Raw genomic sequence first — 25,830 nt, 5'->3', positions numbered from 1 at the left:
CACCCGCACCCGTCCCGCGGCGGAGCCCGGATCGGGCAGCGCGCCGCGGTCGACCTTGCCGTTGGCGTTCAGCGGGATCGCCGGAACCGGTACGGCGTGCGCGGGCACGAGGTGGTCGGGCAGCCGCTCCCGGCACCAGCCCAGCAGGTCGGCGTCCGCGTCGCCGCCGGCCACCGGCACCCAGTACGCGACGAGCTGCTCGTCGCGGGCCAGGACGAGGGTCTCGTGGACGGCGGGGTGACCGGCGAGGACGGCCTGGACCTCGCCCGGTTCGATCCGGTAGCCACGGATTTTGATCTGGTCGTCGGCCCGGCCGAGGAAGTCGACGTCACCGCTCTCGCGCACGGATCCGAGGTCGCCCGTGCGGTAGAGGCGGGCGCCGGGCCCGCCGTACGGATCCGGGACGAAACGCTCGGCGGTGCGGGCGGGCATCCCGTTGTAGCCCCTGGCCACTCCGGCGCCGCCGATGTAGATCTCTCCGACGACCCCGGCCGGGACGGGTTCGAGCTGCCGGTCCAGGACGTACATCGTGGTGTTCGGGATCGGCACGCCGATGGGCACGATGTCGCCGTCGACCGGGCCGTCGACGGCGTAGGTGCTGTTGGCGACGGAGATCTCGGTCGGGCCGTACTCGTTGAGCGCCCGGGTGCCGCCGCCCACCGCGAGCCACCGGTCGAGGATCCCGGCCGGGAACGCGTCCGCGCCGATCGCGAGCAGTTCGGCGAGCCCCGCGGCACGGCCGGGGTCGAGCTGGTGGACGAGCAGCTCGACGTGCCCGGGGGTGAGCTTGATGAAGCTGTAGGGGCCGCCGTCCGCGAGCAGGCCGCCCAGTTCGCCCGGCTCGGGCCGCGGCGGCAGCAGGTGCACGCGCTGACCGATCATCAGCGGCGTGAAGATGTTGGGCACCACCATGTCGAACGCGATCGACGAGAACAGCGGCGCCCCGCCGCATCCGTGCGCCGCGTAGCGTTCGACGGCCCACCACAGGTAGTTGGCCAGGCCCCGATGTCCGACCAGCACGCCCTTCGGCCGGCCGGTCGACCCGGAGGTGTACATGATGTAGGCCAGTCCGTCGAGGTCGGCGGCCCCGGGCGGCCGGCTCACCGGCTGGTCGGCCCACATGCCGGGGGTGACGACCGGGCCGGCGTGGACCTCGCGGACCCGGCCCGCGTACGCGGGATCGGCGACGACGACCGGTGCGCCCGCGTCGGCGAGGACGCCTCCCCAGCGCTCGGCCGGGTACGCCGGCTCCAGCGGCGTGTAGGCCGCCCGCGCCTTCCACACGCCCAGCAGCACCGGGATCAGGTCGGGCCCTCGGTCCATGCAGACCCCGACGACGGTCTCCGGTCCGGCCCCCCTCCCGCGCAGCTCCCAGGCGACCTGGTTGGCGCGGGCGTCGAGCTCGGCGTAGGTGAGCGCGCCGCCGTCCCAGGTCGTGACCGCGACCGCGTCCGGCAGCAGCCTGGCGGTCTCCTCGAACACGTCCAGCGCGGTCACCGGCGGCCGAGGCAGCTCGGGCGGGCTCTGCAGCAGCCGCTCGCGCTCGCCGGGGGCGAGACGGGCGGCCAGCGCGTCGCCGTACGGGTCGGCGGCCATGGCGTCGAGGACCGCGCGGTACCGCCCGGCCAGGCGTTCGGCCTGCTCCCCGGCCAGGACCTCCGGCCGCGAGGTGAGCGTCAGCAGCCCGCCGAGCACGGTGACCGACAGCGGGAACTCGTTCGGGCTGACGTCCACGCTGTCGGGCAGGTCGACCAGCTCGGTGTCGACCACGGTGAAGTCGAGGTAGTTGAAGTAGACCTCGACGAGCTGCCGTCCGCCCGCCAGCTCCCGCTGCACGGCGGGCAGCGGGAAGCGCCGGTGCGGCCACATCCGGGTCTCGGCGGCGAAGACGTCCCGGACGAGGTCGCGCCAGGTGCTCGCGCGCTGCTCATGCGGGAACGGCACGGTGTTGATGAACATGCCCAGCACGCGGTCGGCGCCGAGCACCTCGGGCCGGGTGTCGCAGACGAGCCCGGTGTGGAAGGCGCGCTCGCGGGTCAGCCCCGACATGACCTTCAGATGGGCGGCGAGCAGCACGCTCTTCAGCGGCGTCCCGGCCGCCGCAGCCAGCCGCCGCAGCCCCGCGTCCTGGTCGAACAGCGGGATCTGGATCCGGTACGGCTCCCGCCCGCCCCGCGGGTCCTTCCAGGCCGCGGGCAGCGTGAGCTTCGCGTGACCGGTGACCACGTTCCTCCAGTACGCCGACGAGTCCTCGTCCGCGAGGGTCTCCAGCTCGGCGGCGACGAAGTCCGCGTACCGGACCGGCGGCGGGTCGGAGGCGGGCGGGGGTTCGCCGTCGCGGATCGCCCGGTAGCAGGCCAGCAGTTCCATGAGCAGCGAGTGGTAGCTCCAGCCTTCGAGGATCGCGTGGCACTCGGTGAGCGAGAGCCGCCAGGTGCGCTCCCCTGTCCGGTGCGCGAACAGCCTCAGCAACGGCGGGACGGTCAGGTCGAACAGCGACTCCCGCTCCCCCGCGAGGAACGCCTCCAGCCCTCCTGCACCCGGGGACGCGCCCGCCGCGCCGCCGGATCCGCGTTCGCGCAGGTCGCCGACGCCCACGGACATGACGGCCGCGGCGTGGACGAGCTGGAGAGGCCGGTCGTGGGTGGTGAGGTCGATGGAGGTGCGCAGGATCTCGTGCCGGTCGACGACGACCGCCGCGGCCGCGCGGAGGGCGTCCGCGTCCAGGGGCGCGTCGTCGGTGATGCTGAAGCTGGTGACGTTGTGGTAGCTGCCGCGCCCGGTGTCGGCGAGCATCTCGTACACCATCCCGGCCTGGACCCGGGAGAGCGGATAGGCGTCGACCAGGCCGTCCGGCAGCGCTGCGCGCTCGGCGGCGTCGAGCAGCGCGAACGGCGCGACGGCGGTGTACGGCGCGGCCCTCAGCCGGGCGGCCGCGCGCGCGGCGAGCGCCGCGATCGTCCGGTCCTCGAACACGTCCCGCACGGCGACGTCGAACCCCTCGGCCCGCAACGCGCCGACCAGGGCGACCGCGCGGATCGAGTCGCCGCCCAGGTCGAAGAAGTCGTCGCGGACGCCGATCGGGGCCTGCCCGAGCATGCGTTCCCAGACGTCGGTCATCCGCCGCTCGGCGGCCGTCGAGGGGGGCGCGTACCCGCGGCCGGGGGCGCCGTCCGGCCGCGGCAGGGCCGCGGCGTCCAGTTTTCCGGTGGGCGTGAGCGGGAGGCCGGCCACCGCGACGACCGCCGACGGGACCATGTGGGGCGGAAGCAGCCCGCGCAGGAAGTCGCGCAGTCCGTCCTCCCAGCCGGGCACGACCTGCGCGTCCGGCGCGGGGACCGCGTAGGCGACGAGCCTGCGGTGCCCGGGGGCGTCCTCACGGGCGATGACGGCCGCGTCCGCCACGGCCGCGTGACCGACGAGCGCCGCACGCACCTCACCCGGCTCGATCCGGTACCCCCGGATCTTCACCTGCTGGTCGGCCCGCCCGAGGAACTCCAGTTCCCCGGAGGCCGTCCACCGGCCGAGATCCCCCGAGCGGTAGAGGCGCTCCCCTCCCGTCCCGTACGGATCGGGCACGAACCGCTCGGCGGTGAGCGCGGGTCTGCCGAGGTACCCCCGGGCCACCCCGGCGCCGCCGACGTACAGCTCACCGACGACCCCGGCGGGCGCGAGATCCCCGAACACGTCCACGACGTAGGTCCGCATGTCTCCCAGCGGCCGCCCGATCGGACTCCCGCCGGACGCTCCGGACGTCCCCGGCCGGCCTGCTCCCGGGTGCGTTCCGGCCGTTCCCCACCGCTCGTCCCGCCGCCGGTTTCCGGACACGTCCCCCTGCGTGACGTGGACGGTCGTCTCGGTGATCCCGTACATGTTGACCAGCTCGACGCCGGGCCAGTCCGGCAGCCCGGCCGCGTCGAGACGCTCGCCCCCGAAGACGACCATGCGCAGCGCGGCGGGCGGCACCGGAACGGCGGCTGCGAATCCGGCGAAGGCCGACGGCGTCTGGTTGAGGACCGTGACCCCTTCGGCCGCCACGAGCGCGGCGAGCGCCTCCGGATCCCGTGCGGTCTCGTGGGGCATGACCACCAGCCGCCCGCCGTGTCCCAGCGCCCCCCACATCTCCCAGACGGAGAAGTCGAACGCGGGCGAGTGGCACATCGCCCACACGTCGCCCGGCCCGAACCCGAACCGCTCCCGATCCACCGTGATCAACCGCCCGAGGTTCCGGTGGCTGACCGCCACCCCCTTGGGCCGTCCCGTGGAACCCGACGTGTAGATCACATACGCGAGCCTCCCGGTGGGAGCCCCGGCCCGGGCCCCGGCGTCGTTCTGAACGGGACCGGGCCGGACGGAGCCGCCCGGGGAGGTGCCGTCCGGGGCGGGCGCGTCGGCGTCGGCGTCCGCGATCAGGATCACCGGACCGGGCACGGCGCCGACGTGCCGCGGTCCGGTGACGGTCAGTTCGATCCCCGCGTCGGCGACGACGTAGGCGAGCCGGTCGGCGGGATGGGAGGGGTCGAGCGGCACGTACGCCGCGCCCGACTTCGCCACACCGAGCAGTGCGACCACGAGTCCCGTCCCGCGGTCCAGGCACACGCCCACCCGCGACTCCGGTCCGGCCCCCGAGGCCCGCAGCCGCCGTGCGAGGCGGTCGGCCCGGGCGTCCAGTTCGCCGTAGGTCAGCCGCCCGTCCCCCGCGACGACGGCGACCCGCCCGGGCTCGGCCCGCACCCGCCTCTCGAATCGCGCGACGACATCGACATCGGCGGCATCGGCGTCGGCGCGGGACGGGCGGGCGTCCTCGGCGGCGCCGGTGTCCTCAGGATCCATCGGCGTGCTGCCGGTGCTCCAGGCCAGCAGGGTGGCGCGCTCGGCGGAGTCGAGCACGGGCAGGTCGGCGACCGCGGCCTCGGGGTCGGCGGCGATCGCAGTCAGCAGGCGCACGAAGCGCGCCGCCATCGTCTCGACGGTGGCGGCGTCGAACAGGTCGGTGGCGTACTCGACGGCACCGACGAGCGACCCGTCACCCCGCCGCCGCACGGTGAGCTGGAGATCGAACTTGGCGGTGACCGAAACCACCGGCACGACCTCGGCCGCCGCGCCGGAGGCCCCGGGCGTCGCCGCGTCCGGAGCCCCGGTCGCAGGCTCCGGGGCGGCCCCCGGATCCTCCTCGTAGGCGAAGACGTGCTGGAAGAGGGGGTTGCGGGTGAGGTCGCGACCGGGATGGAGGTCGGCGGCCAGGCGCTCGAAGGGGACCTCCTGGTGGGCGAACGCGTCCAACGCTGTCTGGCGCGCCCGGTCGACGAGGTCGCCGAAAGCCGGGTCTCCGGCCAGGTTCAGGCGCATGACCAGCATGTTCACGAAGAAACCGACGACACCGTCCAGCTCGGGCCCGGGCCGCCCGGCCACGGGGCTGCCGACCGCGACGTCGAGCCGGCCCCCGTACCGGGCGAGCAGCAGGCAGAACGCCGCCAGCAAGGTCATGTACGGCGTCGCGCCCCGGCGCCGGCCGTAGGCGACGAGCGCGTCGGCGGTCTCGGCGGGGACGCCGAAGACGGTCATCGCACCGCCGGTTCCCCGGGTGGCGGGACGCGGCCGGTCGGTGGGGAGCTCGACGGGCGTCAGGCCGGCGAGCCGGGTCCGCCAGTGGTCGAACTCCGGTCCCGCGACCGGCCGCCCCGCCTGCCAGGCGGCGAAGTCGGCGTACTGGACGCGCGGCGGCGCAGGCAGTTCGGCGCCGCCGTAGAGGGCGGTCAGCTCGCGCCGGAGGATCTCCAGCGAGAGCCCGTCGCACACGATGTGGTGAACGGCGAGAACCAGCACGTGGTCGCCGGACGCCACCCGGACCAGCAACGCCCGCCAGACCGGCCCGGCCGCCAGGTCGAACGGCCGCCACACCTCCTCGGCGACGACGCGCCGGAGGGCCTCGGCCGTGCCCGCCGCCTCGTCTCCGCCCGTCTCCTCCGGCCGGGGGAGGGTCACGACGGGGAGCCGGGCGGCGGCGGGAGGGTCGACTACCTGGTGGGGCTCGCCGTCGCCGGGGACGAAGCGGGTGCGCAGCGACTCGTGCCTGGCCGCCAGCTCGGACAGGCAGTCGCGCAGGCGTGCCGGATCGACCGTGCCGCCGAACCTCAGCACGAGCGGCACGACGTACGCCGTGCCGCCCGGGTCCAGCCGGTCCAGGAACCACAGCCGCCGCTGGCCGGGAGAGAGGGGCAGCGGCCGGGACCGGTCGGCGGCCGGCAACCGGGCGCCCTGTCCGCGCGCCCCTGCGAGCCGCCGCTCCAGCAGCTCCCGCCGCATCGCCGCCGACCTGTCATGCGTCGTGTCATGCGTCACGGCGGCCTCCCCCTGCGAGCAGGTTCTCGACTTCGGCATCCGTCAGACCGGCTATCTGCGCGGCCAGCTCGGTCTCCACCGCGACGGCCAGGGCCGCCACCGTGGTCGCCTCGAAGAAGATGCGCAGGGGCAGGTCGACGTCGAACTCCTCGGCCAGGCGGTGCTGGGCCCGCACGGCCAGCAGGGAGTGGCCGCCCAGGGCGAAGAAGTCCTGGTGGGCGCCGGGGTCGACGCCCAGGAGCTCGGCCCAGACCGTGGCGATGCGCCGTTCGGCGGCCCCTTCGGGCGGGCGGTCGTCCTCGACGGGAGCGGGGCCGGGGACGGGCAGGGCCGTCCGGTCGAGTTTTCCGTTCCGGCCGGTCGGCAGGCGTTCGAGGCGGACCCAGGTACCGGGGACCATGGCCGCGGGCAGGCGGCGCGCGCAGTGGGCGGTGAGGTCGCCGTCGCGCGGCGGCTCCCCGGCGGCGACGTAGTAGCCGACCAGCCGCTCGCCGACGACCGTCACCACGGCCTCCCTGACCGCCGGGAACGTGGCCGCGACGGCGGCGATCTCGCCCGGCTCGATCCGCACACCCCGGAGTTTCACCTGGTCGTCGGCGCGGCCGAGGAAGTCGAGAGTGCCCGCGCCGGTCCAGCGTGCGAGGTCGCCGGTCCGGTAGAGGCGTTCCCCCGGCCGGTCGGGGTCGGGCACGAACCGGTCGGCGGTCAGCCCCGGCCGGTTCACGTAGCCGCGCGCGGTCCCGATCCCGCCCGCGAGGAGCCGGCCGGGCACGCCGATGGGCGCGCGCTGTCCGGCGTCGTCGAGCACGAGCACGCGCATGTTGTCGATGGGCCCGCCGATCGGCACGGGATCGGCCTGGGCCGGTCCGACCTCGTGGAAGGTGACGTCGACGGACAGCTCGGTCGGGCCGTACAGATTGTGCAGGCGGGAGCGGCCGGCTGCGGCGCGGAACGCGCGGACGGTGGCGGCGGTGAGCGTCTCACCGCTGCAGAACACCTCCCGCACCGAACCGGGGAAGCACGGCACGACTGCGAGGAACGCCTCCAGCATCGACGGCACGAAGTGCAGGTGGCTCACCTGCTCGCGGTCGGCCAGCTCGGCGAGCGCGCGGGCGTCGCGGTGCTCCCCGGGCGGCGCCACGACGAGCGTGGCGCCGGTCGTCAGCGGCCAGAAGAACTCCCAGACGGACACGTCGAACGTGTACGGCGTCTTCTGCAGCACCCGGTCCCCCGGGCGCAGCCCGTACTGCCGCTGCATCCACCGCACGCGGTTGACGATCCCGGCGTGCTCGATCATCACGCCCTTGGGGGTGCCGGTGGACCCGGACGTGTAGATCACATAGGCGAGATCCCCGGGCCCCGCACCGGTCGTCTCCTCCCCTCCGGCCGGTCGGCCGGAGGGGGCGCCGGGCGGGGCTGCGGGCCGACCGGAGGGCGGCACGACCGGGACGACCGACGGGAACCGGTCGGAGAGGTCGGTGACCACGGCGGCGGCGTCGGTGTCGGCGACCAGCCAGGCGAGCCGCTCCCTGGGGTCGTCCGGGTCGAGCGGCAGGTAGGCGGCCCCCGCCCGGAGGGTCGCCAGCAGTGCGGTGACGAGTTCCGGCCCGCGTTCCAGGCAGATCCCGACGACGTCTCCGCGACCCACCCCGGCCGCCCGCAGCCGCTCTGCGAGCCTTCCGGCCCGCTCGGCGAGCTCCCGGTACGTCAGGCTCACGTCGCCCTCGGCGGGGCCGCGCCCGACCACGGCGACCGCCTCCGGCGTGGCGGCGGCCTGGGCGGCCACCAGCCCGTGCAGCGACTCCGCCGCGAAACCCGCCGCGAAACCCGCCGCCTCCCCGCCGCCGGCGGCGCCCCTCCCGGCGCCGGTCTCGTAGGCGGTGAGCGCCGTGCGCTCCTCCTCCCCGAGGAGGGGGACTTCGGAGATCGGGCCCTCGTGGGTGGCCAGGGAGAGGAGAAGGCGGGTGAAGCGGGTGGCGAAGCGTTCGACGGTCCGGGAGTCGAAGAGGGCGCTCGCGTACTCGAAGCGGCACGACAGGGTGCCGTCGCGGCTCAGGCGGGCCATCAGAGTGAGGTCGGCCTTGGCCGTGCGCCACGCGGAGAGTCCTTCACCGCCGGTGTCGGCACGGTCCTCGGCATCGCCCGTCTGCAGGTCGAACAGCACGTCGACGATCGGGGTCCGGGACATGTCGCGCGCCGGGCGGACCTCGTCGACGAGCAGCTCGAACGGCAGGTCGCGGTGGGCGAAGGCGGACAGCGCCGTCGCCCGCACGCGGTCGAGCAGGTCGTCGAACGTCGGGTCGCCGGTCAGGTCGGCGCGCAGGACGAGTGTGTTGACGAAGAATCCCACGATGTCGTCGAGCTCGGGCCGGTCGCGCCCGTCCACGGGCACGCCCACGGGCAGGTCGGTCCGCCCGGTGTGCCGGGCGAGGAACACGCAGTACGCCGCGAACAGCGTCATGAACGCCGTCGCGCCCGCCCGGCGGCCCCGGTCGAGCAGCCCGATGACGGGCGCCTCGAAGGCGAGCATCGCCCCGCGCGGGTCCCGCACCCCGGGCCGCGGCCGGTCGGCGGGCAGGTCGAGCGGCGTCACCCCGTCGAGCCGCCGCGTCCAGAAGTCCAGCAGCCGGTTCCGGTGCTCCCCGGTGAGCGTGCGCCGCTGCCAGGCGGCGAAGTCCGGGTATCCCAGCTTCGGCGCGGGCCCGGCGCCGTCCGCGAAGGACCGGGCGAGGACGTCGAGTGAGCGGGCGTCGCACGCGATGTGGTGGATGGTGACGGCCAGCAGGTCGTCGCCGCCGGGGACGCGGATGAGGAGTGCCCGCCACACCGGGCCGCGCTCCAGGTCGAAGCCGCGGCCGAGTTCGGCGGCGAGCAGGTCGGCGACCTCGGCGGGGGACGCGGCGGCGGTCTCGTCCAGCGGCACTCCGGGCTCGTCGTCGACGACTCCGTAGGGCTCGCCCGCGCCCGGCGCGTAGCGGGTCCGCAGCACGTCGTGGACGCGTGCGAGCTCCCGCAGCCGGTCGTGGATCTCGTCGCGCCCCCCGCGTACGGGCAGGACCAGCGGAACCGCGTACTCGGCGGAACCGGGGCGGAGCCGGTCGAGGAACCACAGCCGGCGCTGCCCGAACGACAGCGGCACCCGGCCCGCGCGGGGGACCCGCACGAGCGGCGGAGGCCCGTTGCGGGCGGGCCCGTCCAGGTAGGCCGCCTGGTCCTTGACGGTCGTCCCGGTGAACAGCTCGGGCAGCGGGACGGTGCGGCCGGTCGCCTCCGTGAGCCGCGCGGCCAGCCGGGCGACGAGCAGCGAATGGCCGCCGAGCCGGAAGAAGTCGTCCTCGATGACGACGTGATCCGGGTCGAGCCCGAGCAGCCCCGCCCAGATGCGGGCGACCGCCCGTTCGGTCGCCGTGCGCGGCGGCGTCCGCGAGCCGTTCCCCGCGTGCAGGGGCAGCGCCGCCAGCGCCCGCCGATCGACCTTCCCGCTGGTCGTCCGCGGGAGCTCGGGCACCTCGACGATGACCGCCGGGAGCATCGCCTCGGGCAGCCGTTCCCGGGCCGTCTCCCGCACCCGCTCTCCGAGGGCGTGCCCGTGACCGGGGTGCGTCGTCACGTGCGCGACCAACTGGACCCCGCCCGCCGGCGTGCGGCGCGGGGTGACGGCGGCGGCGCGGACGGCGGGATGCGAGGCGAGGACGGCCTCGATCTCCGCCGGTTCCACCCGGACCCCGTTGACTTTGATCTGGTCGTCGGTGCGCCCCAGGAACTGCAGGACGCCCGGCTCGGCCCAGCGGCCCGCGTCGCCCGTGCGGTAGAGGCGCGACCCCGGCGGCCCGTACGGGTCCGGGACGAAGCGCTCGGCCGTCAGGCCGGGGCGGCCCAGGTAGCCGCGGGCGACACCGGCTCCGCCCGCGAGGATCTCACCGGCCACCCCCTCGGGGACGCGCCGCCCGCCGGAGAGCACCCGGACGCGCAGGCCGCCGATCGGCCGTCCGATCGGGATCGGGCCCGTCTCCCGGCCGACCTCGTGGAAGGTCACGTCGATCGAGCATTCGGTCGGGCCGTAGGTGTTGACGATCCGGGTGGCGCTCAGCGCGCGGACGCGGGCGCACAGGTCGCCGTGGAGAGGCTCTCCCGCGCAGAACAGCAGCCGCAGCGCGCGGCAGCGCTCCCAGCCCGTCTCCTCGACGAGCAGCCGCAGCAGCGCGGGCACCACCTGGAGCACGGTGACGTCGTGGTCCCCGACGGCCGCGACGAGCGCGCCGGGGTCGCGTTCGGCGCCCTCGGGGGCGAGGACGACGGTGCCGCCGCTGACGAGCGGCGCGAAGAACTCCCAGCCCGCCGCGTCGAAGGTCAGCGGTGTCTTCTGCAGCACCCGGTCTCCGGGGTGGAAACCGTGCTCGGACACCGTCCACAGGACGCGGTTCGCGATGCCGCGGTGAGTGATCACGACTCCCTTGGGCCGCCCGGTGGACCCGGAGGTGTACATGACGTACGCCGCCCGGTCGGGGTCGGCGGGCACCGGTTCGAACACGCCGGGCAGGGCGGCCTCGTCGGCGTACACCAGCCGCAGGCCCTCCCGGGGCAGGGCGGCGGCGAGATCGGGGGTGGTCACGACGACCTCGATGCCGCAGTCGCCGAGCACCGTCTCCAGCCGGTCGCGCGGGTGCCCCGGGTCGAGCGGCACGTACGCGCCGCCGGCCTTCCACACCCCGAGCAGCGCGGCGGGCATCGCCGGCGAGCGGCGCAGGAGGACGCCGACGGGCGTCTCGGGGCCGACGCCCCGGTCGCGCAGGCGACGGGCGACGGCGTCCGCGTCGGCGTCGAGTTCCGCATACGTCCGGGACCGCCCGCCGTGGGCGACCGCGACCGCCTCCGGCGTCCGCCTGACCTGGTCGGCGACCATCTCGTGCAACGACCGGGCGGCAGCGCCGTACCCGCGGGGGGCACCGTGCGCGGGGAGGGCACCCCTTTCGTAGGAGGCGAGGCGGCGGTCCTCGGCGGGACCGCTCATCGGCACCTGGCCGATCGGCCTTCCCGGTTCGGCGGCCAGGCCGGCGAGGAGCGTGCGGAAGTGACCGCTCATCCGGCCGACGGTGGCTGCGTCGAACAGGTCGGTCGCGTACTCGAAGGTGAGCCGGACCGTGCCGGGCTCCTCGGTCATGTGCAGGGTCAGGTCGAGCGGGGATCCCCGATGGGTGAAGTCGAGCGGCAGCGACCGCCCGATCGGCGGCAGCGCCCCCGCCTCGGCCGGCATGTTGTACGCCACGCGGACCAGCGGCGGCGCCGACCGGTCCGGCCGGTCCTGTCCCAGCTCCGCGACCAGGCGCTCGAACGGCACGTCCTGGTGGCTCATCGCGCCCAGCAGCGCGTGCTTGACCCGGTCGACGACCGTGCCGAATCCGGGATCGCCCGACAGGTCGGCCCGGACGACGATCATGTTGCTGAACATGCCGACCAGGTTGTGCAGTTCCGGCTCCGTGCGGCCGGACACGAACGCGCCGAGCGACACGTCCGTGGCCCCGGTGTAGCGGTGCAGCAGCACGCAGAACGCCGCCAGCACGGTCATGTACGGCGTCGCCCCCGCCGCGCGCCCGATCTCGCCGAGGTCGCGGACGAGACCGGGATCGAGCACGGCCTGGAGCGAGTCGCCCCGGTAGCTCGGCCGCGCGGGCCGCGGCCGGTCGGCGGGCAGTTCGAGCGGGTCGAGTCCGGCCAGCCGGTCCTTCCAGTAGTCGAGCCCGGCGTCCCGGCCCTCTCCGGCCCGGCCGCGCTGCCAGGCGGCGAAGTCGGCGTATCCCACGGGAAGGTCGGGGGCGTCGAGCCCGGCCAGCTCACGCAGGATGAGGGTGAGCGAGGTGCCGTCGACCGCGATGTGGTGAGCGGCGATCACCAGGACGTGGTCGGCCGGGCCGAGCCTGACCAGCTCGACCCGCCACAGCGGGGCCCGGTCGAGCCGGTAGGGACGCGTCCCGGTCTCGTACGCGTGCCGGAAGGCCGTCTGCTCGGCCTGCTCCCGGTCGACGCCGGTCAGGTCGACGAGCGGGACGTCGACCGGGACGGAGTCGGCGACGCTCAGGAACGGCTCGCCCCCGACCTCGACGACCGACATGCGCATGGCGTCGTGCCGCCCGACGACGGCCGTGAGACGGCGGCGCAGCTCGTCGAGGTCGACGTCCATCGGCAGGCGGCCGGCGATGACCAGGTTGAACAGCGGCAGGTCCCCGGCCAGCCGGTCCATCAGCCAGACCCGCGCCTGCGCGTACGACAGCGGTACCGGCCCGGAGCCCGTACGGCGCGGCACCCTGGGCGGGGGCGGCCCGGCGGCCCCGGCGGCGAGCCGGGCCAGCAGCCGCCGCTTGACGTCGGACAGGGGTGGCACGGCGGCCGTCTCGTTCACCGGTGCACCGCCCCTGCGTATCCCGCGCCGCCGGCCGGACCGGCGGGCTCGGGGAGGACGGCGAGGTCGGCGGCGACTCCGCGGGCGATGTCGCGGCGGTCGGCGGTGAAGAAGCCGTGGTCGCCGGGGTAGACGCGGAGGGTGAAGCGACCGGCCGTGTCGGCCCGCCACGCCCGGAGCTCCTCGACGGTCACGCTGGGGTCGGCGTCGGCGCCGAACACGGTGATCGGGACCGGCAGCGGCCCGCGCGGTCCGTGCCGCCAGGTCTCCATCACCTCGTAGTCGGCGCGCACCCCCGGTTCGAACATCGCGAACAGGTCGCGGTCGGCGAGGATGGCGTCCGGGATGATGCCGAGGCCGCGCAGGTGCCGGGCGAGCAGGTCGGAGGGCAGCCGGTGCACCTCGGTCGGCTCGACCAGCGCCGGGGCCGGGAACGCGCACACCGCCAGCAGCTCGGGCGGCCGCCGGCCGGCGGCGATCAGATGCGCGGCCAGCTCGTACGCGATGAGCGCACCGGAGCAGTAGCCGAGCAGCGCGTACGGCCGGTCGAACGCGCCGTCGAGCCCGTCGGCGAGGACGGGCACGAGGTCGGTCATCCTCGTGTACGGCGGTTCGCGCAGACGGCTCTCCCTCGCCGGGAGGCGGACGGCGCACAGGTCGACGCCGGGTGGCAGGTCATCGGCCCACTCGCGGAAGGTCGCCGCGCCCCCGCCGGCGTGCGGCAGGCAGATCAACCGGACCGCCCCGTCACCGGACGGCCGCAGCCTGGCCAGCCACGGGTTCCTCCGATCACTCATGGATACCTCCCGTGACCTGCGGGGACGTGCTCATGGCGTGGACTGTCGGGTGCTCGAACAGCCAGCTCAGCGGCAGCTCGACCGAGAGCTCGGAGGCGATCTTGCCGACCAGGACGGGCGCGAGCAGGCTGTGACCGCCGACGTCGAAGAAGTCGTCGTGCGCGCCGACCTCGCGGCCGAGCTCCTCGGCCCAGACCGCGGCGATGCGGCGCTCCAGGGCGGTCATCGGCTCACCGGCGGGGTCCGGCCGCTGGTCACGGCCCCGGCCGTCCAGGAGCAGCGCCCGGCGGTCGATCTTGCCGGTGGCGGCGCGGGGCAGCGCGTCGTGCAGGAGGACCCGCTCCGGGACCAGGTGCGCGGGCAGCCTCCGGGCGAGCGCCCGCCTCAGGTCGTCCCGTACGCCGGGGGCCACGACGTGCGCGGCGAGCCGGGCGCCGTCATCGGACGGGACGGCGACGACGGCGGCCTCGCAGACCCCGGGCAGTTCCTCCAGGACGGCCTCGATCTCGCCGGGCTCCACCCGGGCGCCGCGGACCTTGACCTGGCGGTCGGCCCGGCCGAGCAGTTCCACCTGCCCGTCCGCGCGTATCCGGGCCAGGTCGCCGGTGCGGTAGAGCCGTTCGCCCGGCGCCTCCGGGTCGGGCAGGAAACGATCGGCGGTCAGGCCCGGACGGCCGAGATAGCCCCGCGCCAGACAGCGCCCGCCGACGTGGAGCTCACCGGGCATCCCCCGGGGGACCGGCCGGAGCCGGTCGTCGAGGACGGTCGCGCGTACCCCCGCGATCGGCCGCCCGACGGGAACGCCCGCGGACATGCCCGAGGGCGGTTCCTGGGGGTCCGGGCCGCCGTCCGGGCAGAGCGAGTCCCATGCCTCCGAGGAGCCGTACAGGTTGAGCAGCGTCCGGCCCGGCAGCCGCTCGGCGAACAGCCGGGCGACGTCGCGGGTGAGCGGCTCCCCGCTGCTCACCCAGGTCGTCAGGTCCGCAAGCCGCTCCCCCAGGTCGGGCACCGTCCGCAGCAGCACCCGCAGCAGCGACGGCACCATGAGCACACGGGAGACACCGTGCTCGGCGAGCTCGTCGACGAGCACGTGCGGGTCGCGCCCCGCCTCCGGGCTGAGCACGACGGTCATCATCCCTCCGAGCAGCGGCCCGAGCAGCTCCCAGAGGCTGTCGACGAAGCTGATCGGCGTCTTCTGGCAGGACACCTCCCCGGCCCGGAACGGCACCGCCTCCCGCATCCAGACCAGCCGGTTGACCAGCGACCGCCCCGTGATCACGACCCCCTTGGGCCGCCCGGTCGACCCCGAGGTGTAGATCACGCACGCGGCTCCGTCCGGATCCGCCGCCGTGACCTCGCCCGCGGGCGGTCCGGCCGTCGGGCGCAGGAGGTGCACGCCTTCCGGCAGCCAGTCGGCATCGGTGGCGATGATGACGCGTGCGCCCGCGTCGGCCGCCAGGCGGGCGCGGCGCTCGGCCGGGTGCGCCGGGTCGAGGGGCAGGTAGGCGGCACCGGCGTACAGGACGGCGACGACCGCGACGGGCAGCGTGATGCCGGGCCTCAGGCAGACTCCGACGACGTCCTCCGGGCCGACCCCCCGCTCGCGCAGCCGCCCGGCGAGGCAGCGCGCCCGGTGGTCCAGCTCCGCGTAAGTGATCGTCCGGCCGCCCGCGCCGGCCAGGCGGAACGCGGGCCGCCCGGGGGTCCGGGCGGCCTGCCGGGCGATCAGCCCGGCGATCGGCACGTCCGCCGTTCCGCGGAGATCGCCGGCCGGGCCGGTCAGGATCAGGGGGTCCGCGACCAGGGGGAGTGCGGACACGGGGCGGCCCGGGTCCGCGAGGCCCGCCAGGAGGACGCGGTCGAGGGCGGTGACGACGCCCTCGACGGTCGGCCGGTCGAACAGCTCGGTCGAGTACTCGGCGAAGCCCGTCATCGCGCCGTCGGCCTCCGGCCAGAGCTGGAAGGAAAGGTCGAAGGCGGCCGTCGTCGGCGGCACCGTCACCGGTTCGATCCGCACGTGCTCGTCGAGCCGTCCCGGCGCCTCCGGCGTGTTCTGCACGACGACGGCGACCTGGACGAACGGCGTCACCCCCGCGGACCGGACCGGCGCGGCCTCCTCCACCACCCGGTCGAACGGCACGCCCTGGTGCGCCAGCGCCGACAGCGTCACCGCCCGCGATCTGGCCAGCACCTCCGCGAACCCGGGGTCGCCGGACAGGTCGGTGCGCAGCACGACCGTGTTGACGAAGAACCCGACCAGGTCCTCGAGCTCGGGTGTCGCCCGATCGGTCGTGAACGTCCCGACCACGACGTCGGTCGTGCCGCAGTAGCGGGACAGCACGACGTTGATGCCGGCCAGCACTCCCATGAACGGCGTCGCGCCCGCGCGCCGGAACGCGGCCACCGCCTCCGGGGGGATGCGCAGCGGTATCCGGTCGGCCGCCCCGGACCGTCGTGCCGGCCGGGGACGGTCCAGCGGCAACTCCAACACCGCCGGAGCACCCCGCAACACCTCCCGCCAGAACGCCAACCCCTCGGCCGAAAGCCCCGCCTCCCGCTCCCACACCGCGAAATCCGCAAACCCCGCCACCAACGGCGGCAACTCCTCCCCCCGATACAACGCCCCCAGATCCCGCACCAACACCGCCCCCGACCACCCGTCGAACACGATGTGATGCACCCCCACCACCAGCACGTGCTCCCCCGGCCCGACCTCCACCAGCCAGAACCGCGCCACCGGCCCCACCGCCAGATCAACCCCACCCGCCGCCTCAGCCACCACCCGATCGACAACGGCCCGCCCGGCCTCACCCACCGCACCCCCGGCCACCGCACCCGCATCCGGCACCGCGACACGCTCCACCAGAACCGGACCCGGCGCATCCACCACCATCACCGGCTCGCCGTCCACCGCCATGAACCGGCACCGCAACGCGTCCTGCCGCGCCACCACCCCCTCCACCGCCCCCACCAGCCGATCGGCGTCCAACCGGCCCACCAGCCGCAACGCCAGCACCACCCCGTACTCACGAGCGCCACCCGCCAGCCGATCCACGAACCACAACCGCCGCTGCCCCAGCGAAACCGGGACGACCCTGGCCGTCTCAGTCATGGCTCACCCCCAGTTCGCGCAGAAGTCCGGCCAGCTCGTCGCTGTCCCCGACCGCGTCGCCGAGGACCCTGCCGGCCCGCGCCGCCGAGACGGGCCCGCCGAGGGCGGCCGGGAGCGCGCCCGTGGGGGCCGGGCCGGACATCCGATCGACGGCGGCGGCCAGGTCGGCGAGGCGGGGATGCCGGAAGATCAGGCGCATCGCGGCGCTCACCCCGAAACGGCGGCGGAGCCGGGCCGCGACCTGCCCGGCGAGCAGCGAGTGCCCGCCGAGCTGGAAGAAGTCGTCACCGGGACCGACCCGGGCGACGCCGAGCACCTCGCACCAGATCTCGGCGACCGCGGCCTGTGTGGACCTGGCCGGTGCGGCGGCCCCCTCCGCGTCCTCCCGCGGCCGGGAAGCGGGCAGCGCGGCCACGTCGATCTTTCCGCTGCCGGTGCGCGGCAGCGCGGTCAGCCAGACGATCGCCCCGGGCACGAGATGCCCCGGCAGCGCGCGGGCCGCGTGCGCGCGCAGTTCCTCCACCGGCACGCGCCCGGCCTCGGGCCGGGGTACGACGTAGCCGACGAGCTGCTCGTCCCGCACGGTCACAGCCGCATCGGCGACCGCGCGGTGGGTTCGCAGGACCGCTTCGGATTCCGCGGGGTCGATGCGGAAGCCGCGCAGGCTGAGCTGGCGGTCCAGGCGTCCGGCATATTCCATGGAGCCGTCGGGGAGCCGCCGGGCGAGGTCTCCGGTGCGGTAGAGCCGCCGTCCCGCCGCGAAGGGGTGGGGGACGAACCGCGCCGCCGTACGGCCCGGCTCGGCCAGGTAGCCGCGGGCGAGTCCCTCCCCGCCGATGAAGATCTCACCGGGGACCCCGTCGGGGACCGGCTCGAACCCGTCATCCAGGACGTGGATCTCGGTTCCGGCGATCGGCCGCCCGATCGTGACCCGCGCCCGGTCGGGAACGGTGTCGAGGAAGGCCGCGGCCGACACCATGCTCGCCTCGGTGACGCCGTAGACGTGCGCGAGCCGTACCCCGGGCGCTGCGGCGCGCCAGGCGGCGAGGCGGGCCGGATCGGCGGGTTCGCTGCCGGCCACGACCAGCCGCAACGGCGGCGGAACGGGCACTCCGCCGTCCGCCACGGCTCCCGCCAGCAGGTTCAGCAGCGACGTCGGCAGGTGCGCGACCGTCACGCCGAGCCGGGCGACACCGTCGAGGAACGCGGCGGGCCCGTCCAGCATCTCCTCTGTGCGCGGCACGAGCGTCGCCCCCGCCGCCAGGCACGGGAAGATCTCCTCGGCGCTGAGATCGAAACTCAGCGACCCGGACTGCAGCACCCGATCGTCCGGCGTCAGCGCGTACATGGCCCGGTGCGCCGCGACGTACGCCGCGAGCCCTCCGTGCGGCACCTCGACCGCCTTGGGCCGCCCGGTGGACCCCGAGGTGAACATCACGTACGCGAGGTCCCCGGCCTCGACCGGCACGGCGCGGTCCCGGTGCCCGTCCCCCGCCCCGGCCGCGGTGCGGGCCTCACCGGGCAGGACGATCGCGTCGGCGCCGAGAGCGCGCAGGCGGAGCGCGTGCTCGGGGGCGGTCACGACGGCCGCCGGGCGGGCGCGGGCCAGCAGCTCGGTGACGCGGGCGTCGGGGAGCTCGGGGTCGAGCGGCAGGTAGGCGGCGCCCGCCCGGTGGATTCCGCAGATCGCGGCGATCGCCTCCGGCGACCTGCCGGCGAACAGCGCCACGACCGATCCGCGGCCGACGCCCCGGCCGCCCAGTTCCCCGCCCAGCCGCGCGGCCCGGCCGATCAGCTCCCGCCAGGTCAGGTCCCCGACGGCCGCGGCGTCCGGGCGACGCCGGGCGGCGGCCTCGATCCACGCGGGGACCGAACCGTCCCGCTCGGCCGCGACGGCGCTTCCTGCCGCCAGGACGCGTTCGCGCTCGGCGGGACGCAGGGCGGGCAGGCCGCGCAGCGGGAGATCGGGCGAGGCCACGGCGGCCTCGGTCAGCGTCGCGAGGCAGCGGGTGTAGGACCGTGCGGTCGCCTCGTCGAACAGCTCGGTGCTGTATTCGCAGACGAGTCCCCCGCCCGGACCGACCGTGAGACTGAGGTCGAACAGCGAGATCCCGCGTTCGGGCACCGGCACCGGCGTGACCTCGACGCCGGGCAGCCGTAACCGGTCGGCCGCGCCCGGCTCGGCGTCCAGCATGACCTGGAAGATCGGATGGCGCCCGGACGCGCGATCGGGGTTGACCGCCTGGACGATCCGGTCGAACGGCGTCTCGGCGTGATCCTGCGCGTCCAGGACGGCCTCCCCGGCCCGGGCGAGCAACGCGCGGAAGCCGGCGTGGGGGCGTACCGGCAGCCGGAGGGGGAGCGTGTTGGCCAGGCAGCCGACGAGCCGGTCGGTCTCGGGCCGGCCGCGGCCGGCGTGCGTGGTGCCGATGACGACGTCCTCGGCGCCGGTGAGCCGGTGCAGGAGCAACCCGGTGGCGGCGAGGGCGGCCGCGAAGGGGGTGACGCGCTCGGTTCCGGCGAGCCCGGCCAGTCCGGCGGGCAGTGGGTCCAGCGTCAGCAGCGCGCCCCGGCGGGTGCTCACGGCGGGCCGTGCCCTGTCGGCGGGCAGGTCGAGCGCCGCAGGTGCTCCCGCCAGTGTCCGCCTCCAGTGGCCGAGGTCCTCGTCGGCCCCGCCGCCCTCGACGAACGTCCGCTGCCAGACGGCGTAGTCCGCGTACTGCAGGGCGGGCTCGGCCACCGGCTCCCCCCGGTAGGCGGCCCCGATCTCGTCCAGCAGCACCCCGAGTGACCAGCCGTCGCACACGGCGTGGTGCACCGTCAGCAGCCACACATGCCGTTCCGGTCCGAGCCGCAGCAGCTCGCTGCGCAGCAGGGGACCGGCGGTGAGGTCGAACGGCGTCCGCGCGTGGGCGGCTGCGCGCGCGGCGACGAGAGCGTCCGCCGGGACGGCGCCCGGATCGGCGTCCGGATCGGTGACCGGGGTCGGCACCGCGAGGGCCGCGGCGATCACCTGGTGAGGCCGGCCGCCGATCGGACGCAGTGTCGTCCGCAGGGCCTCGTGGCGGTCGACCGTGCCCTGGACGGCCGCCGCGAAGGCCGCCGTGTCCAGGCGGCCGGTGAGCTCCACGGCCAGGTGCATGTTGTGCAGGGCCGCGCCGCCGCCCGCGAGGTGCTCGGACAGCCAGAAGCGTTCCTGGGCGTAGGACGCCGGAACCGCCACGACGGACGTCATCTCGCCGCCTCCCCGGTCCCGGCGTTCTCCGGGGAGTCGAAGGCGTCCGGCGCGACCAGGTAAGCCCGTCGGTCGGCCCGGGTGACGGCCGGCTGGGCGCCCGCGCCGGCGGCGCCGTTCAGCCGCCGGGCCAGGGCGGCGACGCTGGGCGCGGCGAGCAGGTCCCGCACGGACACCTCGCGGCCCAGCGCGCCGCGCAGCCGGACGGCGGCGCGGGCGGCGAGCAGGCTGTGCCCGCCGAGCGCGAAGAAGTCGTCGAACGCCCCGACGCGCACGCCGCCGAGCACGTCGCCGAGGACGGCCGCGATCGCGCGTTCGAGGTCGTCGCGCGGCGCGGTGGAGGGGCCGGGCGGCCGCGCGGGCGCGGTCGCGGCGAGCACTCCGAGGCCGGAACGGTCGATCTTTCCGGTCGCCGTCCGGGGGAAGCGGGGCAGCACGGTGACCGAGCCCGGCACCAGGTGACCGGGCAGCCGCCGCCGCAGCCAGTCGGCGAGCGCTTCGGCGTCGGCCTGCTCGCCCGGCCTGGCCAGCACGAACGCCGCCAGCCCGGCGACCCGACCGGTGTCCTCGCGGGCAGCGACCACGACCGCGTCGCGCACCCCGGGGCCGCCTCGCAGGACCGCCTCGACCTCACCCGGTTCCACGCGGAAACCGCGTACCTTGACCTGGCGGTCGTCGCGGCCGAGGAACTCGATCGCCCCGTCGGGGCGGAGCCGGCCGCGGTCCCCGGTGGCGTACAGGCGGTCGCCGGGCGCCCCCGCCGGGTCGGGACGGAAGCGTTCCGCGGTCCGGGCGGGGCGGCCGTGGTAGCCGCGGGCGATCGTCGGACCGGACAGGTGGATCTCACCCGCCGTACCGACCGGGGCCGGGCGCAGGGAGCCGTCGAGCACGCGGGCGGTCACGCCGGGCAGACCGGCTCCGATCGGCAGCCAGGCCGAACCGGCCGCCTCGCCCTCCCACAGGGTGCTGCCGACGGTGGCCTCGGTGACGCCGTAGACGTTGAGCACCCGGGTGTCCGGGCCGGCGGCGCGGCGCAGGGCGGCGTGCTCGGCCGGGGTCCACGGTTCACCGCCGACCGCGATGAGCCGCAGGAACGACAGCGAGGCGCCGGTGGCCGCGCAGTGGTCGACGAGCAACCGGGCGACGGACGGGAGCAGTTCGGCGTACCGGACATCGTGGTCGTGCAGGGCGCGGTGCAGGGCGGCCGGGTCGAGGACGACGTCGGCGGGGCAGACGACGAGCGTGCCGCCGCTGGCCAGGGCGCGGACGATCTCCCCGGTGCACACGTCGAACGCGAACGACGCGACCTGCGCGTGCCCGGCCGGTTCCAGCCGGTACGCGAGCTCCCAGGCCCGGTACTCGGCCGCCAGCCCGGCCCTCGTGATCACCACCCGCTTGGGCTTCCCCGTCGATCCCGACGTCGTGATCAGGTATGCCGCGTTGCCCGGTACGGCCGCGCAGGGCGGGAGGACGCCGGACGGCGCCCGGCCGCCGGGAACGATCACGGGCACCCCTCCGGCCGCCGCCTCCGCGTGCGGACGCCGCCGGTCGCCGGTCAGGACGGCCCGCGCGCCGGACTCCCGGATCACGTCGGCCAGCCGTCCGGCCGGCCAGGAGGGATCGAGCGGCAGGTAGGCGGCGCCCGACTTCAGCGCTCCGAGGACGAGGACGGGCATGTCGAGGTCGCGGTCGGCGCACAGCGCGACGACGTCCTCCGGCCCCAGCCCGCGCTCCCGCAGCAGCCGGGCGACCGCCGTGGCCCGGCGGTCCAGCTCGCCGTACGAGAGCCCGCCGCCGCCGACGACCCGGACGGCCTCCCGCCGCGGCGCCGCGGCGGCCCGCCGCTCGATGAGCGCCACCACGTCCTCGGGCTCGCCGGGCGCCTCCCCCGCGGGGGGAGACGTCTCCCCCGGGAGGGGGAGGTCGGTGACCGGCGCGTCGGGAGCGTCGAGGGCGGCCGCCAGCAGGGCCTCGTACTGGGCGGCGAGCCGGGTGATCGTGGCGGCGTCGAAGAGGTCGGCGCGGTACTCCCAGATCATCGTGATCCGGCGGTCGCGGTCGCGCTCGGGGAGCCCGCTCTGCCGCTCGGCGCGGGGCACGGCGAGAACGGACAGGTCGAGTTTGGCCGTGCCGTTGTGCCGTTCCAGGTAGGTCGCCCGGACGTCGCCGAGGTCGATCGGGCCGAGCGGCGCGTCGTCCATGTTGAACATGGCGGCGAACAGCGGGTTCCGGCCCGGGACACGGACCGGCGACAGGGCCTCGACGACGCGGGTGAAGGCCAGTTCCTGGTTGTCCTGCGCGTCCCGGGTGACCGCCGCCGCCTGGCCGAGGAGCGCCCCGAACGTCACCGTCCCGGACAGGTCGAACCGGAGCGTGACGGGGTTGACGAACATGCCCGCCACCGACTCGGTGCCCGGTACCCGCCGGTTGGCGAACGCCGACCCGACGCACAGGTCCCGCTGCCCGCCCACCCGGTGCAGCAGCGCGACGTACGCCGCCAGCAGCGTGCAGAACAGCGTGACCCCGGCGGCCCTGCTGCCCTCGCGGGCCCGTTCGCACAGCCGGGCGGGCAGTTCCACCCGGTGGACGCCGCCGGTGAAAGCGGGCGCGGCCGGGCGGGGCCGGTCCTGCGGCAGGTCGACGCCCTCGTCGGCCCCGCGCAGTCTCTCGGCCCAGTACGCCTGCTGTCCCTCCGGCGCGTTGCGCCGCTGCCATCTGGCGAAATCGCGGTAGCGCACGGGGGCGGCGGGGGCGGGCTGCTCGCCCCGGTAGAGCGCCGCCAGGTCCTCGGCCAGCAGCGCGAACGACCAGCCGTCGTGGACGAGGTGGTGCTCGACGAGCACGAGCTCGTGCGCGTCCGGGGCGGTCCGCAGCAGCGTCCACCGGACGAGCGGCAGCTCCGACACGTCGAACGGCCTGCGCGCCTCGGCCAGCACGAGCGCGTCCACCTCGGCCTCGGCCGCCTCGACGACCGGGATGCGCACGGCGTAGGGCGGGTGCACCCGCTGCACGGGTGTCCCGTCGGCGGAGGTCTCGATCGTCGTGCGCAGGATCTCGTGCCGCTCGACCAGCTGCGTCACGGCGGCTTCCAGCCGCCCGTGGTCGAGCGGCCCGTCGAGCCGGAACGTGGTCGGCGCGTTGTAGGCGATGTTCCCCGGTTCGAGCTGTTCCAGGAACCAGATCTGCTCCTGCATCAGCGACAGCGGCGCGCACACGTCGTCGACGGCCGGGATCGGCGGGAACCGCTCGGCCCGCCCGCCGTCGAGCAGCGCCGCCAGGCCCGCGACGGTGGGGCTGCCGTAGAAGTCGCGCAGGGCGGGCTCGTGGCCGAGTTCCGCCCGGGCGGCGGCGATGACGCGGATCGCGCCGAGGGATGTGCCGCCCAGCCGGAAGAAGTCGTCGTGGACGCCGACCGGCCCCGTGCCGAGGACGCGCCGCCAGATGCCGGCGAGCCGGCGTTCGGTCTCCGTGGCCGGGGCCCCCTCCGCGTGCGGGTCCGGCGCCGCCATCGGCGCGTACGGCAGCGCGGGCCTGTCGACCTTCCCGGCCGCCGTGACGGGTAGGCGGTCGTGGGCGTGCCACACGGCGGGCACCATCCACGGGGGCAACCGCTCGGCCGCCCATTCGCGCAGTTCACCGGCCGTGGGCGCGGCCGCGGGATCGGCGAACACCAGGTGCGCGGCCAGCCGGCCGCCGTCACCGGTGCCGTAGACGTCACGGGCCGCGTCGCGGGTGACGTCGCGGGTGACGCAGCACAGCGCCACGGCGGGGTGCCCGCCCAGCACCGCCTCCACCTCGCCGGGTTCCACGCGGTATCCGCTGACCTTGACCTGGTCGTCCGCCCTGCCGACGAACTCCAGCCCGTGCGCGGAGCGCCTGACCAGATCACCGGTCCGGTACATGCGGGATCCCGGCGGCCCCGCGGGGTCCGGCACGAAACGCTCCGCCGTCGGCCCCGGCCGTCCCAGGTAGCCCCTGGCCAGCGCCGCTCCCCCGATGTACAGCTCTCCGGTCGCGGCCCCGCGTACCGGCCGCAGCTCCCGGTCGAGCACGGCGAGCCGCCGCCGCCCGACGGCCCGCCCGATCGGCACCGGCGCCGTCCCCGCGGAGACCACCCGGTGCACACTGGCGGTGATCACGGTCTCGGTCGGCCCGTAGGCGTTGACCAGGCCGGGCCCGCCCGACGCGAGCCAGCGCCGGGCGGCGTCGACCGGCAGCCGTTCCCCGCCGACGGTCAGCACCCGCGGCGCCCCCGCGACCGGCGGTCCGGCGGCGAGTTCGGCGAACAGCGCCGCGGGCAGGTCGGCGACCGTCACCCCGCCGGCGTCGAACGCCTCACGCAGCTCCGCCGCGCCCCACGGCCCGGTGCCCCGCATGAGCACGGTCGCCCCCGCCGACAGTCCGCAGAAGAGCTGCTCGACGAAGACGTCCACCGACTCGCCGGAGACCTGCAGGACGACATCCCCGCGCCGCAGCCCCACCTTGGCGGTCATCGCCCGGATGTGCCCGGCGGCGGCCCCGTGCGGGACGACGACGCCCTTCGGCTCCCCGGTGGAACCGGACGTGTAGACGACGTAGGCGGCGCCCAGCGGATCCACGGGCACGTCGGCGGGGACCCCGGCGGCGGCCGGGTCCACGACGGTCAGCCCCGGACGGCCGGCGAGGGCTCCCGCGGGCGCGACCGCCACCCGGGCCCCGGCGTCCGCGACCAGCCGCCGTACCCGCCCGGCCGGCAGGTCGGCGGGGATCGCGAGGAACGCGCCGCCCGCCCGGAGCACCCCGAGTAGCGCCACCGCGAGCGCCGGGCCGCGCGGCACGTGGACCGCCACGATGTCGTCCGGACCCGTCCCCGCGGCGCGCAGCGCCCCGGCGAGCAGACCGGAGCGGCGGTCCAGCTCACCGTAGGTGAGCTGCGCGGAACCGCAACGCAGCGCCGTCGCGCCCGGCCGGCGCCGGGCCGCCGCCAGGACCGGGGCGTGCAGCGCGACCGCCGGCGGCCGGGCGCCGGTCATCGGCCCACCAGGGCTTCGACGGTGCGCGTGAACAGCGCCCGGTCGTTGTGCGCCGACGCCATGGGGGTGATGACGACCTGGGTGGCACCCGCCCGCGCGTATCGGGCCGCCATGGCCTGGACGGCGGCCTCGTCGCCGAGAACGGCGATCCCGTCGAGCATCCCGTCGCTGACGGCTCCGCGCGCGAGCTCGTCGCCGAACCCGCTCAGCTCGTACATGCGCCGGTAGGTGGGCACTCGCGCGTACGCGGCCAGGTAGCGGCGGAGCAGCTCCCGGTCGCCGGCCAGGTCCTCGCTGACGGCGCCGGGCACCATGGCGACGACCGGGAAGCCGTCGGGTGAGCGCCCCGACCTCCGCAGCCCGCGTTCGAGAGCGGGCATGACGACCTCGCGGATGTAGGTCGCCGTGCACATCCACAGCATGAGCCCGTCGGCGGCCTCCCCGGCCAGCTCGGCCAGCCGGGGGCCGAACGCGCCGAGGTAGACAGGCAGCCCGGCCCGCCTCGGCGCCGCGTAGACGGCGTGCGCGCGATACCAGTCGCCCGTCTCGTGCACCTCGCCGTCCCGGATGAGCGAGGTGACGATCGACAGGTATTCGCGCATCGACCCGACCGGCGGGCCCGCCGGCACACCCAGCATCCACTCGCCGGTCACGCGGTGCCCGCTGCCGACGCCGAGCGCGAACCGGCCGCCGGACAGCTCGTCCACCGTCAGCGCGGTCTGCGCCATGCTGACCGGCGGGCGCGTGTAGAACGGCAGCACGCCGGCGCCGAGGGCGACGCGCTCGGTGACGCAGGCCAGCGCGGCCAGCACGGCGGCGCTGTCGCGCAGGCTCGGCAGCTGCACCAGCCACACCGCGTCGGCTCCGATCTTCTCGGCGAGCCTGGCCCGCTCGAGCATCTCGGCCACGGGCAGGTCCTGTCCGTGGATCACCAC

General features: G+C 75.9%; 7 protein-coding genes (1 of these 7 running past the window's edge). All 7 read right to left on the bottom strand.

The annotated features are described in order from the left end of the window. Tightly spaced (each overlapping or abutting the next), the 7 genes in view from HS041_RS33680 to HS041_RS33650 form a layout consistent with a single transcriptional unit that may run on beyond the window. Nucleotides 1-6,342 carry the 5' portion of a non-ribosomal peptide synthetase gene (locus HS041_RS33680; RefSeq protein WP_196444885.1) on the bottom strand. It extends 3,576 nt beyond the left edge of the window, so 6,342 of the gene's 9,918 nt are visible here — the first part of the coding sequence; its start codon is at nucleotides 6,340-6,342; its stop codon lies off the left edge, out of view. Further along, nucleotides 6,332-12,739 (bottom strand): non-ribosomal peptide synthetase, encoded by a 6,408-nt coding sequence (locus tag HS041_RS33675; protein WP_196444884.1) that lies wholly within the window; start codon nucleotides 12,737-12,739, stop codon nucleotides 6,332-6,334. The genes HS041_RS33680 and HS041_RS33675 overlap by 11 nt, the downstream gene beginning before the upstream one ends. Further along, complete coding sequence (locus HS041_RS33670) at nucleotides 12,736-13,536, bottom strand: thioesterase II family protein (RefSeq protein ID WP_196444883.1); 801 nt, start codon at nucleotides 13,534-13,536, stop codon at nucleotides 12,736-12,738. The genes HS041_RS33675 and HS041_RS33670 overlap by 4 nt, the downstream gene beginning before the upstream one ends. Further along, a complete protein-coding gene (locus tag HS041_RS33665; RefSeq protein ID WP_196444882.1) occupies nucleotides 13,529-16,648 on the bottom strand; it encodes a non-ribosomal peptide synthetase in 3,120 nt (1,039 codons plus the stop codon). Before HS041_RS33665 ends, HS041_RS33670 begins: the two co-directional genes overlap by 8 nt. Beyond that, entirely contained in the window at nucleotides 16,641-19,883 is a 3,243-nt protein-coding gene (locus tag HS041_RS33660; RefSeq protein WP_196444881.1) for a non-ribosomal peptide synthetase, read from the bottom strand. Before HS041_RS33660 ends, HS041_RS33665 begins: the two co-directional genes overlap by 8 nt. Next, nucleotides 19,880-24,895, bottom strand: coding sequence for a non-ribosomal peptide synthetase (locus HS041_RS33655; protein ID WP_196444880.1), 5,016 nt, complete (start codon nucleotides 24,893-24,895; stop codon nucleotides 19,880-19,882). The genes HS041_RS33660 and HS041_RS33655 overlap by 4 nt, the downstream gene beginning before the upstream one ends. Beyond that, nucleotides 24,892-25,830, bottom strand: coding sequence for an LLM class flavin-dependent oxidoreductase (locus HS041_RS33650; RefSeq protein ID WP_196444879.1), 939 nt, complete (start codon nucleotides 25,828-25,830; stop codon nucleotides 24,892-24,894). Before HS041_RS33650 ends, HS041_RS33655 begins: the two co-directional genes overlap by 4 nt.

The sequence above is a fragment of the Planomonospora sp. ID67723 genome, assembly GCF_015711605.1.
Lineage (GTDB): Bacteria > Actinomycetota > Actinomycetes > Streptosporangiales > Streptosporangiaceae > Planomonospora_A.
Note: the sequence above shows the minus strand (reverse complement) of the source record. Positions and strands in the feature narration are given on the sequence as shown.

Bases quoted from the DNA above. Each gene is read 5' to 3' on its own strand.
- HS041_RS33670 (WP_196444883.1), bottom strand. From the start codon at position 13,536: ATGAGTGATCGGAGGAACCCGTGGCTGGCCAGGCTGCGGCCGTCCGGT.
- HS041_RS33665 (WP_196444882.1), bottom strand. From the start codon at position 16,648: ATGACTGAGACGGCCAGGGTCGTCCCGGTTTCGCTGGGGCAGCGGCGG.
- HS041_RS33660 (WP_196444881.1), bottom strand. From the start codon at position 19,883: ATGACGTCCGTCGTGGCGGTTCCGGCGTCCTACGCCCAGGAACGCTTC.
- HS041_RS33655 (WP_196444880.1), bottom strand. From the start codon at position 24,895: ATGACCGGCGCCCGGCCGCCGGCGGTCGCGCTGCACGCCCCGGTCCTG.